The organism is Bradyrhizobium sp. 149 (assembly GCF_023073915.1).
Lineage (GTDB): Bacteria > Pseudomonadota > Alphaproteobacteria > Rhizobiales > Xanthobacteraceae > Bradyrhizobium.
On sequence record NZ_JADPKK010000012.1, the window covers coordinates 1 to 17,024 of the forward strand.

Annotated in this window: 16 protein-coding genes; 7 read left to right on the forward strand and 9 right to left on the reverse strand. The window is 64.8% G+C overall.

Annotation, left to right across the window (positions count from 1 at the left end):
- On the forward strand, nt 1-1,817 hold a 1,817-nt coding region (locus IVA88_RS04020), incomplete at its 5' end, for an OmpA family protein (RefSeq protein ID WP_247496003.1).
- A 145-nt stretch (nt 1,818-1,962) separates the two neighbouring features.
- Here the strand turns inward: IVA88_RS04020 and argG are convergent.
- The 6 genes from argG to IVA88_RS04050 all read right to left on the reverse strand — a co-directional run bounded on the left by argG (nt 1,963) and on the right by IVA88_RS04050 (nt 7,893).
- The gene (gene argG, locus IVA88_RS04025; protein ID WP_247496004.1) at nt 1,963-3,300 is read right to left on the reverse strand and encodes an argininosuccinate synthase; all 1,338 of its coding nucleotides are present in this window, start codon (nt 3,298-3,300) and stop codon (nt 1,963-1,965) included.
- A 93-nt stretch (nt 3,301-3,393) separates the two neighbouring features.
- Nucleotides 3,394-4,170 (reverse strand): phosphatase PAP2 family protein, encoded by a 777-nt coding sequence (locus IVA88_RS04030; protein ID WP_247496005.1) that lies wholly within the window; start codon nt 4,168-4,170, stop codon nt 3,394-3,396.
- Between the two features lie 89 nt (nt 4,171-4,259).
- Complete coding sequence (locus tag IVA88_RS04035) at nt 4,260-4,754, reverse strand: hypothetical protein (protein ID WP_247496006.1); 495 nt, start codon at nt 4,752-4,754, stop codon at nt 4,260-4,262.
- Between the two features lie 131 nt (nt 4,755-4,885).
- Entirely contained in the window at nt 4,886-6,088 is a 1,203-nt protein-coding gene (rlmN, locus tag IVA88_RS04040; protein WP_247496007.1) for a 23S rRNA (adenine(2503)-C(2))-methyltransferase RlmN, read from the reverse strand.
- 188 nt (nt 6,089-6,276) lie between these two features.
- Nucleotides 6,277-6,936, reverse strand: coding sequence for an invasion associated locus B family protein (locus tag IVA88_RS04045; protein ID WP_247496008.1), 660 nt, complete (start codon nt 6,934-6,936; stop codon nt 6,277-6,279).
- Between the two features lie 117 nt (nt 6,937-7,053).
- Nucleotides 7,054-7,893 carry an SDR family oxidoreductase gene (locus tag IVA88_RS04050; protein WP_247496009.1) on the reverse strand — a complete coding sequence of 280 codons (840 nt, stop codon included), beginning with the start codon at nt 7,891-7,893 and terminating at the stop codon, nt 7,054-7,056.
- 162 nt (nt 7,894-8,055) lie between these two features.
- Here IVA88_RS04050 and IVA88_RS04055 point away from each other — a divergent pair, with 162 nt between their 5' ends.
- From IVA88_RS04055 to IVA88_RS04065, 3 genes are all read left to right on the forward strand, one after another.
- The gene (locus IVA88_RS04055; RefSeq protein WP_247496010.1) at nt 8,056-9,030 is read left to right on the forward strand and encodes an NADPH:quinone oxidoreductase family protein; all 975 of its coding nucleotides are present in this window, start codon (nt 8,056-8,058) and stop codon (nt 9,028-9,030) included.
- 688 nt (nt 9,031-9,718) lie between these two features.
- Nucleotides 9,719-10,321, forward strand: a complete 603-nt coding sequence (locus IVA88_RS04060) for a hypothetical protein (protein ID WP_247496011.1) — start codon at nt 9,719-9,721, stop codon at nt 10,319-10,321.
- Nucleotides 10,322-10,339: 18 nt separating this feature from the next.
- Nucleotides 10,340-11,506 carry a TAXI family TRAP transporter solute-binding subunit gene (locus tag IVA88_RS04065; protein ID WP_247496012.1) on the forward strand — a complete coding sequence of 389 codons (1,167 nt, stop codon included), beginning with the start codon at nt 10,340-10,342 and terminating at the stop codon, nt 11,504-11,506.
- Nucleotides 11,507-11,656: 150 nt separating this feature from the next.
- Here the strand turns inward: IVA88_RS04065 and IVA88_RS04070 are convergent, their stop codons facing one another.
- Both IVA88_RS04070 and IVA88_RS04075 read right to left on the reverse strand, forming a co-directional pair.
- Entirely contained in the window at nt 11,657-12,046 is a 390-nt protein-coding gene (locus tag IVA88_RS04070; protein ID WP_247496013.1) for a YkvA family protein, read from the reverse strand.
- Nucleotides 12,047-12,136: 90 nt separating this feature from the next.
- On the reverse strand, nt 12,137-12,439 hold the full coding sequence (locus tag IVA88_RS04075) for a 4a-hydroxytetrahydrobiopterin dehydratase (RefSeq protein ID WP_247496269.1): 303 nt from the start codon (nt 12,437-12,439) through the stop codon (nt 12,137-12,139).
- Nucleotides 12,440-12,592: 153 nt separating this feature from the next.
- Between IVA88_RS04075 and IVA88_RS04080 the strand changes: the two genes are divergently transcribed.
- Together IVA88_RS04080 and IVA88_RS04085 are read left to right on the forward strand one after the other, a co-directional pair.
- Nucleotides 12,593-14,038: a TAXI family TRAP transporter solute-binding subunit gene (locus IVA88_RS04080; RefSeq protein ID WP_247496014.1), complete on the forward strand. Its 1,446-nt coding sequence runs from the start codon at nt 12,593-12,595 to the stop codon at nt 14,036-14,038.
- Nucleotides 14,039-14,142: 104 nt separating this feature from the next.
- Nucleotides 14,143-15,684: an alkaline phosphatase D family protein gene (locus IVA88_RS04085; protein ID WP_247496015.1), complete on the forward strand. Its 1,542-nt coding sequence runs from the start codon at nt 14,143-14,145 to the stop codon at nt 15,682-15,684.
- Between the two features lie 7 nt (nt 15,685-15,691).
- Here the strand turns inward: IVA88_RS04085 and IVA88_RS04090 are convergent, their stop codons facing one another.
- Entirely contained in the window at nt 15,692-16,096 is a 405-nt protein-coding gene (locus IVA88_RS04090) for a response regulator (RefSeq protein WP_247496016.1), read from the reverse strand.
- A 161-nt stretch (nt 16,097-16,257) separates the two neighbouring features.
- On the opposite strand from IVA88_RS04090, the gene IVA88_RS04095 reads away from it, so the two are divergent.
- Complete coding sequence (locus IVA88_RS04095; RefSeq protein ID WP_247496017.1) at nt 16,258-17,022, forward strand: Crp/Fnr family transcriptional regulator; 765 nt, start codon at nt 16,258-16,260, stop codon at nt 17,020-17,022.
- The last annotated feature ends 2 nt before the right edge of the window (nt 17,023-17,024 follow it).

The following is a 17,024-nucleotide window of genomic DNA, read 5'->3' on the forward strand; positions in this document are numbered from 1 at the left end:
TGGTGTGGGTGCGTGCTGCTGCGGCTCCGCAACAGCATGCGCCCCCTCCGGCACCGCCTGCCGCGCGCCCGACGCCGCCAGCACCGCCGCCCGCCGCGGCTCCGCAGCAGCACGCACCCACACCACCGCCGCCTGCAGCTCGCCCGACGCCACCGCCGCCCCCGCCGCCGGCAGCAACTCCTCAGGGCCGTCCCGCGCCGGCGCCCACGGCGACACCGTCACCTGCGCCTGCGGCGCCGACGGCGAGACCGGGCGCGCCCGCTCCGGCCACGACACCTGCACCGGCAACCACACCTTCGCCGACAGCGACTCCTGCGCCGACCGCGACGCCGGCTCCGGGCAGCGCGCCTGGCGCACGCCCCGGTATGACACCGCCCGGACGTCCCGGCGCGCCTCCGGCCGCGGGATCACCGGCACCAGCTCCAAGTGCCACGCCCGCTCCGACGACCACACCGGCGCCAGGGGCCACCCCGACGCCGCCGTCCGGGCGTCCGGGTCCCGCACCGGGCACAACGCCCGCGCCCGGCGCAACCCCCGCTCCGACAGCGACACCGGCTCCCGGCGGCGCTGTTACGCCGCCGCCCGGGCGTCAGGGTGGAGCTCCTCCTGCGGGCGCGCCTGCCGCCGGAACACCGCCCGCCTCACCGCAGGCGGGGGTCCCGGCTCGGCCCACGCCCCCGCCCGGCGCCGCAGCGCCAAGTGTCGTGCCAGCCACGCCCGCCGCAGCGCCACCTCCCGACAGGGCGCAATACGCTCACCCGACCGTCGCTCCGGCCTTCCGGTCTGCGCCTACGGTCGCAGCGCCCCTGCCGCCGCCGCCACGCCCGCCGCAGCGTGACCTGACACCGCTTGCGATCGGTGCAGGCGTGGTGGCCGGTGCCGTGATCGGCGCCACCATCGCCGACTACCGCAACCAGCGACGCGAGAGCATCGAAGGCGGCCGCACCGTCTATACCGAGCCGGACCGCATTATCATCCGCGATCCGGGCGGGCAGACCTACGTCCGCGGCAACGATCTCTATCGCTTCCGCTATGGAGCCCGCGACATCCGCACCGACACTGTCGGCGGCGATACCCGCACCGTCGTGATCCGTCCCGACGGCAGCGAGATCGTCACCGTTGTCGGTCCAGACGGTCGGTTGCTGCGTCGAATCCGCAGGGACCCCGGCGGGCGCGAGATCATCATCATCGACAACAGCTATCGCGATCCGCAATCGGTCGGCGGTTTCTATGTCGACGCGCCGCCGCCGGTCGTGAACATTCCCTACGATCGTTATATCGTCGACGCCGAGGAGGCGTCGCCGGACGTGATCTACCAGACGATGGTGGCACCGCCGGTGCAACGGATCAATCGCCGCTACACGCTCGACGAAATCCGCTACAGCCCCAATGTTCGCATGCAGATGCCGAGCATCGACCTCAACACGATCAATTTCGAGACGGGATCGTGGACCATCCCACCGGACCAGGCGGCGAAGCTGCAGTCGATCGCCGACGGTCTCAACCGTGCGATCCAGGCCAACCCGCGCGTGGTGTTCCTGATTGAAGGTCACACCGACGCGGTCGGCAACGACGTCGACAATTTGTCATTGTCGGACCGTCGTGCGCAGTCCGCGGCCGAATTGCTGACCCAGCAATTCGGTGTGCCGGCCGAGAACCTGACCTCGCAGGGCTATGGCGAGCAGTATCTGAAGGAGCAGACGCAAGGGCCAAGCGCGATCAACCGGCGCGTCACCGTCCGCAACATCACGCCGTTGCTCAATGGCGGTCAGGCCTCGCTGCCGCCGCCCCCGCCCGGCACCGCGCCGCCGCGCTGAGGCGAAACACAAAATGCAAAATGGCAGGGAGCAATCCCGGCCATTTTTTTCGTCGTTGCGAGAAGCGAAGCGACGAAGCAATCCAGACTGCCGCCGCGGAAAGTTTCTGGGTTGCTTCGCTCGCAATGACGAATCCCCGTTCCGGCTAGTCCTTGTCGCTCTCCAGCCGGAAGATCTGCGAGCCTTCGCTGCCCGACAACAGTCCCGTGTCGCTGTAGAGCTTCAGCTTGGCGCGGGTATCGTTGATGTCGAGATTGCGCATGGTGAGCTGACCGATGCGATCGGCCGGTGTAAACGCCGCGTCCTCCACCTTCTCCATGCTGAGCCGCTCCGGCGCATAGGTGAGGTTCGGGCTCTCGGTGTTGAGGATCGAGTAGTCGTTGCCCCGGCGCAGCTCGAGCGACACCTCGCCGGTGACGGCGCGCGCGACCCAGCGCTGCGCCGTCTCGCGCAGCATCAGCGCCTGCGAATCGAACCAGCGGCCCTGGTAGAGCAGGCGACCAAGGCGCATGCCGCTGATGCGGTACTGCTCGATGGTGTCCTCGTTGTGGATGCCAGTGACGAGGCGCTCATAGGCGATATGCAGCAGCGCCATGCCGGGCGCTTCGTAAATGCCGCGGCTCTTGGCTTCGATGATACGGTTCTCGATCTGGTCGCTCATACCGAGACCGTGGCGTCCGCCGATCGTGTTGGCTTCGAGGAACAGCGCGACGGGATCGCTGAAGGTCTGGCCGTTCAGCGCAACCGGCTGACCCTCCTCGAAACGCACCACGACCTTCTCGGCCTTGACGTTGCAGTCGTCGCGCCAGAACGGCACGCCCATGATCGGGTTGACGATCTTGATGCCGCTGTCGAGGCTCTCGAGATCCTTGGCCTCATGGGTGGCGCCGAGCAGATTGCTGTCGGTCGAATACGCCTTCTCGGCGCTCATCTTGTAGGCAAAGCCCTGCGCGGTCATGAACGCCGACATCTCGGCGCGGCCGCCGAGCTCGTCGATGAACTGCTGATCGAGCCAGGGCTTGTAGATGCGCAGGCCGGGATTGGTCAGAAGGCCGTAGCGATAGAAGCGCTCGATGTCGTTGCCCTTGAAGGTCGAGCCGTCGCCCCAGATGTTGACGCCGTCCTCCTTCATCGCGGCGACCAGCATCGTGCCGGTGACCGCGCGCCCCAATGGCGTGGTGTTGAAATAGGTGATGCCGCCGGTGGAGATGTGGAAGGCGCCGGACTGGATCGCGGCGATGCCTTCGTGGACGAGCTGCGTGCGGCAATCGACCAGCACCGCCTTCTCGGCGCCGAACGCTTCGGCCTTGCGCGGAATCTCGTTGTAGTCGGCTTCGTCGGGCTGGCCGAGATTGGCGGTATAGGCGTAGCAGCGCGCGCCCTTCTGCTTCATCCAGAGCAGCGCCGCGCTGGTGTCGAGGCCGCCCGAAAAAGCGATGCCGACTTTCTCACCCTTGGGCAGGCTTTTCAGGATCGTGGTCATGGGGCTTCCAATCGGTCTCAAGGGGCTGATGTCGTTTCACGGGTTGACCGCGCGAATATCAAATTTCGCGGGGCTCGGCACCCCTTTAATGGCTCAAACTGAGGGCTCGGCACCCGTCTTGCGGCCGAACAGGCGCTGGCGGAGCCGGTAGGCCGGCATGTTCAGCCGGGTCAGGGCGGCATCGACCGCCTCGTCCGAAAACCGGGTCCGCGGCCAGCGGTAAATCAACGCGTAGGCAAACCAGATCACGACGAAACTGACGAGGCCGGCGATCGAGACATCGGTGAAGAAGTGGCCGCCAAAGGCCATTCGCAGCCCGCTGGTGACGAGGCCGAACACCACGGCTCCGGCATAAGCGAGCGGCCGCCACGCCGGCGGGGCCAGTGCGGCCGGCGCCAGCGTCCAGAACGCGGTCGCGCCTTCGCCCGAGAAGAACGAGCAGTTGCGCGCGCAGCCGCCGCGCGGATCCCACCACGGCACGAATTGCTGGTCGCCGGCAAACTGCGTCACCACGACCGGGCGCGGCCGGCCCCAATAGGTCTTGAACGTGAGATTGGTGAGGATGCCGGCCGACATGATGATCGTGACCAGCAGGAAGACGATCGCGCGCCCCGATACCATCAGCGGGCGATCGGGCCGGACCATCTTGACCACAAGCGCGATCAGCGAAGGCAGCACGAACGCCCAGGCAACCCACATCGCTGCATCGCGCGCGAAGCCGGCCCAATCGTTCAGCTTGAGCGGAAACGCCTTCGTATCCGGGTCGAAGAACAGCGCGGCGAGCTTGAGATCAAGCTCGGGATAGAAGCCGAAAACAACGCCGATCACGAGCCACAGCGCCAGGGCGATGAAGAGTCCAGTCCGGTTCATGGCGCGCGGTTTAGCCGAGTGGGACCGGGATGAAAACCCTCTGCAAGGGTCCTGCAAGGGGCCTGTCCTCCTCCGCGAGGGCCAAGAAACTACCGCGCATCCGGCCGCGAATTCGACGGCAGTGGCGGGAGCGGTTTTCGCAGGGGCGGCGGATTGCGCCAGGCGCCGGCATTGCGGCCCGCGATCAGCCAGTAGACGACGCCAGAAACGATGCCCGCGCCGGTCATGATCTCCAGGTGACGCCGCACGATGCCCTCGAATTGCAACGTGTCGGGATGAAACGGAACGAGGCCGAGATAGCAGGCGAGCCCCACGACGCCTCCGCCCACGGCATAGGCGAGCGCGCTGCGGATGTAGAGCGCCTCGGTGATCGCGACGATCACCGCCGCCGGCACCAGCGCAAAGCCGGAGACGAAGATGAAGCCGAAGCCGAGCAGGATATCAATCGTGCCCTGATCGACGGGGCCGGCGCCGAGATCGGCGAACTCCGGAAACAACAGCGCGAGGACGACGATCATGCCGCCGACGAAACAGGCGGCGAGAAAGCCGACGAAGATGACGATGAGGCGGCCGATCAGGGACATGCCGAAGCCAACGTTTTCGTCATTGCGAGCGCAGCGAAGCAATCCAGAGATGCGTCCGCGGAGACAGTCTGGATTGCTTCGTCGCTGCGCTCCTCGCAATGACGAGGTTGCGACAGCATGCACATAACAAGCTAATCCGTCATCGCCATGGCGCGCAGCGCCTGGCGCTCCCTGGCGGAGAGCTTCTCGGTTTCCGACTTGAGCTGACCGCAGGCGGCGAGAATGTCGCGGCCGCGCGGGGTGCGCACCGGCGAGGAATAGCCGGCGTTGAAGATGTATTCGGAGAATTTTTCGATCTGGTCCCAGTCCGAGCATTCATAGGCGGTGCCGGGCCAGGGATTGAACGGAATCAGGTTGATCTTGGCGTGAACACCCTTGAGCATCTTCACCAGCAGCTTTGCATCGTCGAGCGAATCGTTGACGCCCTTGAGCATCACATATTCGAAGGTGATGCGGCGCGCATTCGAGGCGCCGGGATAGTCGCGGCAGGCCTGCAGCAATTCCTTGATCGGATATTTGCGGTTGAGCGGCACCAGCTCATTACGCAGCTCGTCCCGCACCGCATGCAGCGAGATCGCGAGCATGACACCGATCTCCTCGCCCGCGCGCACGATGTTCGGCACCACGCCCGAGGTCGACAGCGTGATGCGGCGGCGGGAAATGCCGATGCCTTCGTTGTCGCCGACGATGAGCAGCGCGTCGCGCACGGCCTCGAAATTGTAGAGCGGCTCGCCCATGCCCATCATCACGATGTTGGTGACACGACGCGTGCCGTCTTCGCGATCGGCCCAATCGTTCAGACGATCCCGCGCGACCATCACCTGTCCGACGATCTCGCCGGCAGTGAGATTGCGCACCAGGCGCTGCGTGCCGGTGTGGCAGAACGAGCAGTTCAGCGTGCAGCCGACCTGGGAGGACACACACAGCGTGCCGCGATCGGTCTCGGGGATGTAGACGCACTCGACTTCATGGGCACGCTCGACATTGTCGCCGCTCGGCAGCCGCAAAAGCCATTTGCGGGTACCGTCGTTGGAGATTTGCTCGGCCACGACTTCGGGCCGGTCCACCGTGAAGCGCTCGGCGAGTGAGGTGCGGATCGTCTTCGAGACCGACGTCATCTCGTCGAAATTCCGGGCACCGCGAAAATAGAGCCAGTGCCACAGCTGCTGCACGCGCATCTTGCGCTGCGCGGGCGCGACGCCGATCTCACCGAGGCAATCGGCAAGCTCCGTCCGCGACAGCCCGATCAGCGACGGCTTCGCCGGCGGCACATAGGTTTCGAGCGGAGTCTTCTCCACCAGTGTTGCGTTGTGCGGCTCGGTCGTCGGTTGCATTGAATGGCCTGACAGCTTGGTCGTTCCGGGATGGTCCGAAGGGATCGCGAAGCGATCCTGAGGACCAGACCCGGAACATCGAGGTTCCGGGTTCGATGCTGCGCATCGCCCCAGAATGACGGCAAAAATCTGGAACCGCCCCTATATAGCAACCGGAATTGCCGATTGCGACCTTACAGACTGCAGCCTTAACGCCTGCAATCCTGGGAGATCCGGTCAAGCGCCTGGGCGAGCCCCTTCAACGAGAAGGTGTCGGTGGTCTCGGTGCCCTTGGCCGAGACGCCCTTGACCACGAGATCGGCGGATTTGCGCATGGCCTCGACCATCCGCTCTTCCTCGGCCGCGTTCTTGATCCAGAGGCCGTCGCCCTGCGAGTACATGGCGAAAGCGGCGCCGCCGACCTCGACCGAGGATTCAGAGCCCGGCTTCAGGGCGTAGCCGATCATGACCGAGACTTCGTTGTTGACCCTCTCCGCCGGGCGGGTGGAGACGAAGGCATAAGCAGGATCGCGCGGCCGATTCGGCGGGTTGGTCTTCGACGACGACGGCTTGGCCAGCGCGAAGCAGACCTTTTTACCATTGGGCGCGGCGGAATAGGCGCCCCAGGTGCCGAACTGGCCGATCAGGGTTGGCTCGGCGCCGCCAGCAACCGCCGCGGGAGGGGCCGTCGGCTTGCTCTCGGGCTTTGCAGCCGTCTTTCCAGTCGTGTTGGCCGCCGGCGCGGCCGCTTTCGGCGGCTCTTTCGGTGCAGTTTTGGGCGCAGGTTGCGCCGTCTGCGCGCGCGCGGAATCGGTGATTCCACAGGCCGCCACGCCCGTCATCAAAGCTAAAATCAGCACCCGCCACATGCTGGAGTGGTTCCCTCAATATTGTGACTGGAAGATGGCCCGGCCGCGCGTTGTCCCCGTGGCAGGGATAGCCGGGAAAGTCCAATTTGGGAAGGCAGTTAGCGAAGGTCGCGGTGACTAGGCCCTGGATCGGGCCGCGCGCTGCTCCGACCATTGCGCATCGGTCCAGCGCAACAAATCCTCGGCGCCGGAACTGCGCAAATGGGCGCCACCGTCGATCACCACCATCTCGCCGTTGATGTAGCCGGCACGGTCGGAGACCAGGAAGCTCGCAAGGTCGGCAAGCTCGCCGTGCTCGCCGGCGCGCCCCAACGGGTTGCGCACGGCCCAGTCCTCGTCGCGACCCTCGGGGCGGAGCTGTCCCGAGGCGCCGGCGGTCGGGAACGGTCCCGGCGCAATCGCGACGGTGCGGATACCCTTCGGGCCCCATTCCACAGCGAGACTTTTGGTCATCGCCAGCACAGCAGACTTCGCCATCGCCGAAGGCACCGTGAAGGCGCGGCCGGTGATGGTTGAAGTCGAGAGGATCGAGAGCACGACGCCGCCGTGCTTGCCGTCGATCCAGCGCTTGCCGGCGGCAAGCGTGCAATACATCGCACCATGCAGCGTCGGCGCGAGGATCGCATCCGCGGCGCGGAACGACAGATGCTCGCTCTGCGCGATGAAGGTCGCAGCCGCATTGTTGACGAGAATATCGAGCGGCGCCTCGCGCCAGATGGCCTCCATCATGCTCTCGACGGCGGCGCCGTCGCGGATATCGCAAGCCACGGTGGTGATCTTGCTGCCAGTCGCTTCGCGCATCTCGCTCGCCGTCGCTTCCAGCCGATCGAGCTTGCGCCCGCAAATGACGAGGTCGGCACCAAGCGCGAGGAAACGGCGCCCCATCACCGCGCCGAGGCCCGAGCCGCCACCGGTGACGAGGATGCGCTTGTCCGTGAGCAGACCTGTTTCAAACATGGTTTGAATCCTTCTTCGCGGATTTGATCGTTGCGAGGATAGGCCGGTGCATGGTCTCTGACAAAGAAACCGGATTGTCGCCCGTGCCTAAATCCGGCAGAAACGGGCAAACTATAATTCCAATCGAAACGCCCGTACTTCACTTCTCAAGAAGGTGCCGCCATGAAAGCCATCCTCTGCTCGCAATATTGCCAGCCCGACGATCTCGTTCTGGCCGACGTGCCGGATCCGGTGGCCGGTCCGGGCGAAGCCGTGATCGCGATCAAGGCGGCGGCGCTGAACTTCTTCGATATCCTGATGATCCAGGGCAAGTACCAGATCAAGCCGCCGTTCCCGTTCTCGCCGGCCGCCGAAGTCGCGGGCATGATCGAGAGCATCGGTCCCGGCGTGACCGATCTGAAGGTCGGCGATCGCGTCGTCGCCTCCTGCGGCCACAACGGCGCGCGCGAAAAGATCGCGCTGCCGGCGGCATCGATCGTGAAGATTCCCGACAATCTGGACTACGACCGCGCGGCCGGCATCATCATCATCTACGGCACCGCGTTGCATGCGCTGGAAGATCGCGCGAGCCCGAAGCCGGGCGAGACGCTCGGGGTGCTCGGCGCCGCCGGCGGCACCGGACTTGCCGCTTGCGAGCTGGGCAAGCTGATGGGCCTGAAGGTGATCGCCTGCGCCTCGTCGGACGAGAAGCTCGAATTTGCGAAGGCGCACGGCGCAGAACTCACGCTCAATTACGGCAAGGAAGATCTGAAGGAAGGCTTGCGGAAGCTCACCGGCGGCAAGGGCGTCGACATCATCTTCGATCCCGTGGGCGGCACCTATGCCGAGCAGGCCCTGCGCTCGATCGCCTGGGAAGGCCGTTTCCTCGTGATCGGCTTTGCCGCCGGCGACATTCCGAAGATGCCGCTGAACCTCGCGCTGCTGAAGGGCTGCGACATCCGTGGCGTGTTCTGGGGCGCGTGGACGCGCCTCAACCCGGCCAAGAACCGCGCCAATCTCGAGAAGCTCGTGAAGTGGACGGCGGAAGGAAGGATTTCATCGCATGTCGACCGCACCTTCCCTCTGGCACAAACCGCCGACGCACTGAAGGTGCTCGCGGGCCGCCAGGCCATGGGCAAGGTGATCTTGCATCCGTGATCTGACGCGGTCGGCGGATGGTATCGCGACGTCGTCACCACACACTCAACTGTCATCGTCCGACCTTGATCGGGCGATCCAGTATTCCGAGACGGTCGTGGCTCAATCGATGGGCCGCGGCGTACTGGATTCCCCGCCTTCGCGGGGAATGACAGCGAGCGCGGGAAAGGCAGCACGGCCAACTGCCCTTGCGCGGAGTTGCGCCGCCACATGGTAAAACGCGGTCAACCATCTCCGTCGAAATTGCGGTGCATTGCCCCGCCTCGCCGCAATCAAACCCAAATCTCTCCCGATTCGCGCAAACCACCGTCGTCTTTTGGGCTGATTCAAACGGCGATTTACCGGCTCCAGTTTGCGGGGAACTTCTGGACAATAGCAAAAAGACTGAAGCCGGGATTGCCCCTGCGTTGCGTTAGTTATGGGGAGCATCACCATGGAGACGACGGCGCACCGTCCGTCCAGGGAACCGAAGGCGTTCGATTCCGATCAAGCTGCATCACGTCCGTCCGTCGCGTCCTATATCCGTGCGCGCGCCGCACGGGTCGATCTGTCACCGGACGATCCAATTCCACTGTTCCTGTCCGATCCGCTTGGTGCGCCGGACCCAGGCGAATATACGCCGCAGGAATTGCATCCCCGAGTCAGAATTGTCCCGCGTGTTCTCGCCGGCGTTCTCGCAGCCGTTTTGGTGGCATCCACCCTGGCAATTCTGGCCGCGCTGTTTCAGTCCGACCTTCGCGGCATCTTCGCCGCCGACGCCGGTCGCTCGGCGAGCTTCGCGCTCGACCAGGCGGTGGCGTCGGCCAACGTGCCGGTTGCGCGGCAGGTCCCGATCAAGGATCCGGCCCGCGTGACCAACACAATGCTGGCGAGCGCTGACGTGCAGGATCTCCCGGCACCGTCGACGCCGAGCCGCGAAGCGATCGCGAGTGCCTATCAGACCGCGCTGCAAGCCCAAGGACCAGTGCAAGCGCCCGCGCCTGTCGCGGCGCAGCCTCCGCCCGCCAGAATGCTCGACGCCGATACGCTGGCCGGGCTGATGACGCGCGCGAACGGCCTATTGAGGATCGGCGATATCGCTGCGGCGCGCCTGCTGCTCGAACGCGCAGCCAATGCACAGGATGCGACCGCCGCCCATCTACTGGCGCAGACCTATGACCCGGCCGTGCTGGGCACCAGCGACGCGCGCCGCATCGCCGCCGACGCGACCGCCGCACGCGACTGGTATCAAAAAGCCGCGGCACTCGGATCAGCGGAGGCGCGGCAGCGCCTCGCCCAACTTCAGAATTAGAACTCGTCAGGAGACATCATGCATAACGCTTTGAGGATGGCGCTTGCCGCCATCATGACGATCTGTGCCTTTGCGGCCCGCGCCGAGCAGACCGAATACGATCCGGCCAAGGTCTCGGACGGCCTGAAGGCCATCTTCCAGTTCGGCTCGACCTCGACCAAGCAGTCGCTGAACGCCAACACCGTTACGCTGATCACCGGCACGATCGGCGGCACCTATGTGCAGTTCGGCGCGGACCTCGCCTCCGTGCTCGACGACGGCAACAGGATCCGCGTGCTGCCGATCGTCGGCCGCGGCTCGGTGCAGAGCGTCGCCGACATCCTGTTCCTGCAAGGCGTCGATCTCGGCATCGTGCGGGCCGATACGCTCGACTATCTCGAACGCAAGGGCTTTGCCAAGGACATCAAGAAGCAATTCACCTATGTGACCAAGCTCTACAACGAAGAGATGCAGGTGATCGCGCCGAAATCGGTCGCGACATTGAAAGATCTCGAAGGCAAGACGGTGAGCGTGGACCTGCCGAACGGCGGCACCTTCGTCACCGCACTCACCGTGTTCGAACGGCTCGGGATCAAGGCGAAATTCGTCTATGTCGAGCAGCGCATCGCGATGGAGAAGCTGAAGGCCGGCGAGATCGACGCCGTCGTCGTGGTGGGCGGCAAGCCGTACAAATCGGTCTCGACTTTCGGCAATGACGGACGCTTCCATCTTGCGAGGGTCGACTATGCAAAGCCGCTCCAGAGCGACTATCTGCCGGCGACGCTGACTGCCAAGGACTATCCGAACCTGATCAAGGAGGGCGAGAGCGTGGACACGATCGCGGTGCCCGCCGTGCTTGCCGCCTATAGCTGGGCACCGAACACCGAGCGCTATCGCAAGCTCGCGCTGTTCGTGGACGCGTTCTTCACGAAGTTTCCCACGCTTCAGAACCCGCCCTTCCATCCCAAATGGAAGGAGGTCTCGCTCGCGGCCCCCCTGTCCGGCTGGAGCAGATTGCCGGTGGCGCAGCAATGGCTCGACCGCCACGGCGTGGAGCCGGTGACGCAGAAGCGCTTCGAGGCCTTTTTGAAGCAGAGCCCAACCGCTGCAAAGGTGTCCGACCGAGACAAGGAAACGCTGTTCAGACAATTCCAGGCGTGGGACGCGGAGAAGGCGCGGGCGCAAGCGGGGTCGGAGAAGAAGTAGCGAGCGCGCTTGCTCTCCACACATTCAGTCGCCATCGCCGGCTTGACCGGGCGATCCAGTACTCCGTGACGAGTGTTGTTGAATCGATAAGCGGCGGCGTACTGGATTCCCCGCCTTCGCGGGGAATGACAGCGGAGGATGCGGCGACAGCTATTGCGCGGCTTCCGCTTCCACCTCATCCACCCCGCGCTTCAGCGCGGCGCGGGCGGCTTCGCGATGTTCGTTCGTAATGTGGCTGGCGACCATACGGATCGCGGTGGCGAGCACGGCGGCGTCATCGGTGAAGCCGAGGATCGGCATCACGTCGGGAACGAAGTCGAACGGCAGTATGAAATAGGCGATCGCCCCGAGCAGCGACGCCTGGACATGGCGCGGCGTCTGCCGGTCGAAGGCACAATAGTAGGCGGCGAGCAGATCCTCCGCGAACGGCAGTTGCGCGGCGACACGCTTCAGCTTGCGCCAGAAGCGGCGGCGCACGCTCTCACGATCTTCCGCGAGCCGGTCGGCCGGTTCGAAACCGACGCTGTGTTCGGCAGCCATCTTCGACAACTCCCCGTCCAGCCCGAGGCGGCAGATCGCCGCGTCCGGTTCCGATCACAACATGGGGATGCGGCCGGTCCCCGCAAGATGTCAGCCCGGTGTCAGCCTGGCGATGGCGTTCATCGCCCTGGCGAGCTCGATGTCGAGTGGGGTGACGCCGCCGGCATCATGGGTCGACAGCACCACCTCCACCGTCTTGTAGACATTGCGCCATTCGGGGTGGTGATCCATCTTCTCCGCGACGAGCGCCGCGCGGGTCATGAAGCCGAATGCCTCGTTGAAATCCTTGAAGACAAAGGTTTTCCCGATCGCGTCGCGTCCTTGAGCCTCGGTCCAATCAGGTAGTCCGCCCAGCGCCTGCCGGCGCGCCTCCGCCGAGAGCCGTTCTGCCATCATCGCCTCCGTCCTTCAGGGGAACTTTACCCTAAACACCGCACTGACGCCCCGGGTTCATACGGGATTTGACCCATCCGCTAACCATGACGGAGATGTAACCCCGCCGGACAAGAAATTTGCTACACTTGCGGGTGTAAATCGCCGGCCGAGATGAAACTGAGCCTCAAGCGACTGTTCGGGAGATCGATGACCGGGGGATTGGACCTGGCCGAAGCGCCTACCCCGCCCTCGCCGCGATCATCGGCGCGGAAGACGGCACTCGTGACCCTCGCGCTGGCGCTTGCGATCGTCGGCGCGCTCGCAGGCGGCTACTACTTTGCCATGCGGCCGGTGACGCTGAAGATCGCGGTCGGCCCCGCCAACAGCGACGACGTCAAGGTCGTGCAGGCACTGACCCAAGCCTTCGCGCAGCACAAGAGTTCAGTGCGGTTGCGTCCGGTCCAGACCGACGGCGCCACCGCCAGCGCCACTCTGCTGGCGGAGGGCAAAGCCGATCTTGCCATCGTGCGCGGCGATCTCGACGTGCCGAAAAACGCGCAAGCGGTTGCGACCCTGCGCAAGAACGTCGTGGTGTTGTGGTCCGTACCCGGCAAGGGCAAGAAGAAGGGCGCGAAGATCACCAAGATCGCGCAGCTCGCCGGACATCGCGTCGGCGTGGTCGGCCGCACCCAGGCCAACGTCAATTTGCTCAAGGTGATCCTCCAGCAATACGGCGTCGATCCGGCCAAGGTCGAGATCGTGCAATTCCCGGCCAATGAAGTCGCCGAGGCGATCAAGGCCCAAAAGGTCGATGCCTATCTCGCGGCCGGTCCTGTCAACAGCAAGATCACGGCGGACGCGATCGCCACTTCCGCCAAGGAATTCGGCACGCCAACCTTCCTCGCGATCGATTCTGCCGATGCGATTGCGCAAAATCATCCGGTCTATGAAGCGTCCGAGATTCCCGCGGGCACTTACGGCGGCTCGCCCGATCGTCCCGATGACGAGGTCAAGACCATCAGCTTCTCGCACCACATCGTGGCGCGCAAAACCGTGTCCGAAACCACCATCGCGGCATTCACGCGCCAGCTTTTCGCCGTACGCCAGCAATTGGTGTCGGAATTCCCGCTGGCGGCGAAGATCGAAACGCCCGACACGGACAAGGATGCGGTGATCCCCGTGCATCCGGGCGCCGCCGCCTTCGTCGACGGAGAGGAAAAGACCTTTCTCGACAAATACAGCGATTACATCTGGTGGACCCTGATGGCGCTCTCGGCCATGGGCTCGATCGGCGCCTGGTTTGCGGGCTATCTGAAGAAGGACGAGCGCGACAGCAACAGCCATCTGCGCGAGCGGCTGCTCGACATGATCACCGCCGCCCGCAAGAGCGAGACGACCGAGGATCTCGATCAGATGCAGACCGAGGCCGACGAGATCCTGCGCGACACGCTGCGGTGTTTCGATCACGGCGCGATTGAGGAAGCCGCGCTCACCGCCTTCAACATCGCGCTCGACCAGTTCCACGCGGCGGTTGCCGACCGCAAGGCGGTGCTGTTCAGCCTGCCGCAGAACCTGCAACGCACCGGTGCAGCGTTCAGGGCCGCCGGTAACGCGTAAACGCTCGCGCGCGTAATCGCCGCGTCACATTGTCTCGATATAGCGTCGCACTTCACCGTGGCGACCGCCTGCGCGGTCGCCTGACGCGATATCGAGACCGCTCCATGAACATCAAATTCTCCCGCCGCCGTTTCCTGACGACCAGCGCGGGTGCGCTTGGCGCGGTGGCAATGCCCCGTCTCTCCCGCGCGGCCGACCGGCCGGCCGTGACTCACGGCGTGCAGTCGGGCGACGTCACCGTCGACAGTGGCGTGATCTGGGCGCGCACCGACCGGCCTGCGCAGATGCTGGTCGACGTGGCGACGACGGAGTCCTTCAAGGACGCCCGCGCGCTGCCACCGATCGCGGCGCTGCCCGAGAGCGACTTCACCGCAAAGATGCTGATCGAAAGCCTGCCGAGCGGACAGGACATCTTTTATCGCGTCCGCTTTCGCGATCTCTCGCACACCGCGGTGGAGGGCGAGCCGGTGACCGGCCGCTTCCGCACCGCGCCGGCCGACCGCCGCGACGTCAGCTTCGTCTGGGGCGGCGACGTCGCAGGACAAGGCTGGGGCATCAATCCCGATGACGGCGGCATGTTCACCTTCTCGGCGATGCGCAAACACCGACCGGATTTCTTCCTGCACTCCGGCGACACCATCTATGCCGACGGTCCTATCCAGTCCGAGGTAAAGCTCGCCGACGGCAAGGTCTGGAAGAACGTCACGATCCCCGAGAAGGCCAAGGTCGCCGAGACGCTGGACGAGTACCGCGCCGCGCACAAATACAATTTCACCGACGAGAACGTTCGCGCCTTCAATGCCGAAGTGCCGATCTTCGTGCAGTGGGACGACCATGAGGTGACCAACAACTGGTCGGTTTCGAAGGAGCTGCCGGCGACCTACAAGGAGCGCGACATCACGCTGCTCGCCGCCCGCGCGAGCCGTGCCTTCCACGAGATGTATCCGATGCGCGAGAGCATCGTTGAGCCCGGCCGCGTCTATCGCCAGATCTCCTACGGCCCGCATCTCGACTTGTTCGTGCTCGACGAACGCAGCTATCGTGGCCCCAACGGTCCCAATCTCGAAACCGTTTACGGCCCGGCCAGCTACTTCCTCGGCCCGGACCAGATCGCCTGGCTCAAGCGCGGCCTGTTGAATTCGCGCGCAACCTGGAAGGTGATCGCCTCCGACATGCCGCTCAGCCTTGTCGTGTCAGACACGCCGAAGGGTGGATCGGAAGCCATTGCGCAGGGCGACGGCCCGGCGCGCGGCCGCGAGTTCGAGATCGCCGACATTCTGCGTTTCATCAAGATGGCGCCGGTCAGCAACACCGTGTGGCTGACGGCGGACGTGCATTACGCCGCCGCGCATTATTACGACCCGAACAAGGCCCAATTCCAGGATTTCGAGCCGTTCTGGGAGTTCGTATCGGGCCCGCTTCACGCGGGCACATTCGGTCCGAACGCGCTCGACGATACGTTTGGGCCGGAGGTGCGCTTCGTCAAGGCGCCAGGAAAAGACAACCAGAACCTGCCGCCGTCCGCCGGCATGCAGTTCTTCGGTCACGTCAAGATCGACGGCGCGTCCGGCCAGATGACCGTGACCTTGCGCGACCGCGCCGATGTCGCGCTGTGGTCGACCACGCTAGATCCCAAGCCGACTTGACCCACCTTCAGGCGCCGCGCGACCGTAGCGCGACCTCCAGCGCCTCGCTCGAGCATGGCTTTTGCAAACGCGGCCGTTTGACGAATTCGGCAGCGAGCCGCGCCTCGGTGCCGTAACCGGTGACGAAGACGAAGGGAATTTTGAGAGCCGCTAGCCGCTCGGCGACCGCAAAGCTGTTCTCGCGGCCCAGCTCGACGTCGAGCAGCGCAAAATCAGGGGCTTGGGCCGCGATCGCGGCCAGCGCCTGCGCCTGCGCCTGCGACCCCACCGTGCGCACGCTCTTCACGCCGAATCCGAGCAGACGATCCTCGAAGTCGATCGCGATGATCGGATCGTCCTCGACGATCAGGACATCGGCAGGACAGTCTGAACCTTCGGAAAGAGGGGGTGCCATCATCGCAGCAGGGAGCATGAGGTTTCTCTGATCAGGACAGCGCGTTACGAGACCTGCGCCCAGCGCGCCGGAGGGTTCCTGGAACGAAACCCACCACATGGCAGTTCTTAGGTCTGTCCACTTGTGCACACAGGACCTCGACGGAACTCGTTAATGTGGAGGCGGATGGGGAGTTTAAGATGGACGCGCGCACCAGTAACGCCACCGAGATCGACAGCCGGCCAACCAACAATCTGCTGCGGCGCTTGAGCCCGGCCGACTATGCCCTGCTTGCGCCTCACGTCATGGTCGAAAACGCCGCGGCGAATGAACTGCTCTACAACCCCGGCGACGACGTCCAAGTGGTCCATTTTCCATGTGGGCCGGCGCTTGCGACCTTTGTGGTTCCGAATGAGGACGGCCGCGACGTGGAGACCATCCTTGTCGGCCGCGAAGGCGCGGTGGGCGGTATCGTCAGCGAGGGTTATCTGCCGGCATATACCCGGATCAGCGTGAAATTCGGCGGGCCTTTCGCGCGAATTCACGTCAGCAAGCTGGAGACCGCCAAACAGCGCTCGCCGTCGTTGCGCCATGTGTTCGCCCGCTACGCCGACTGCATGCTGGCACAGATCTTCCAGTCCACCGCCTGCAATGCCATTCACTCGATCGAGCAGCGCACGGCCAAATGGATGCTAGCAGCTATGGAGCGGACCGGGGACGAGAGCAGCGTGCCGCTGACGCACGAGCAGCTCGCGACGCTGCTCGGGGTGGGGCGCAGCTATGCCAGCCGCGTGCTCCAGTCGTTCAAGGCGGACGGCGTGCTCGACACACGGCGTGGATCGATCCTGGTCCGCAACCGCGAGGGCCTGCGCCTGCGCGCCTGCCTGTGCAACGAGGCTGTCAAGATGCACTTCGAGGAGGTGCTGCGCGGGGTCTATCCGACCGAGGAGCGGGAAGCCGGGTAGAC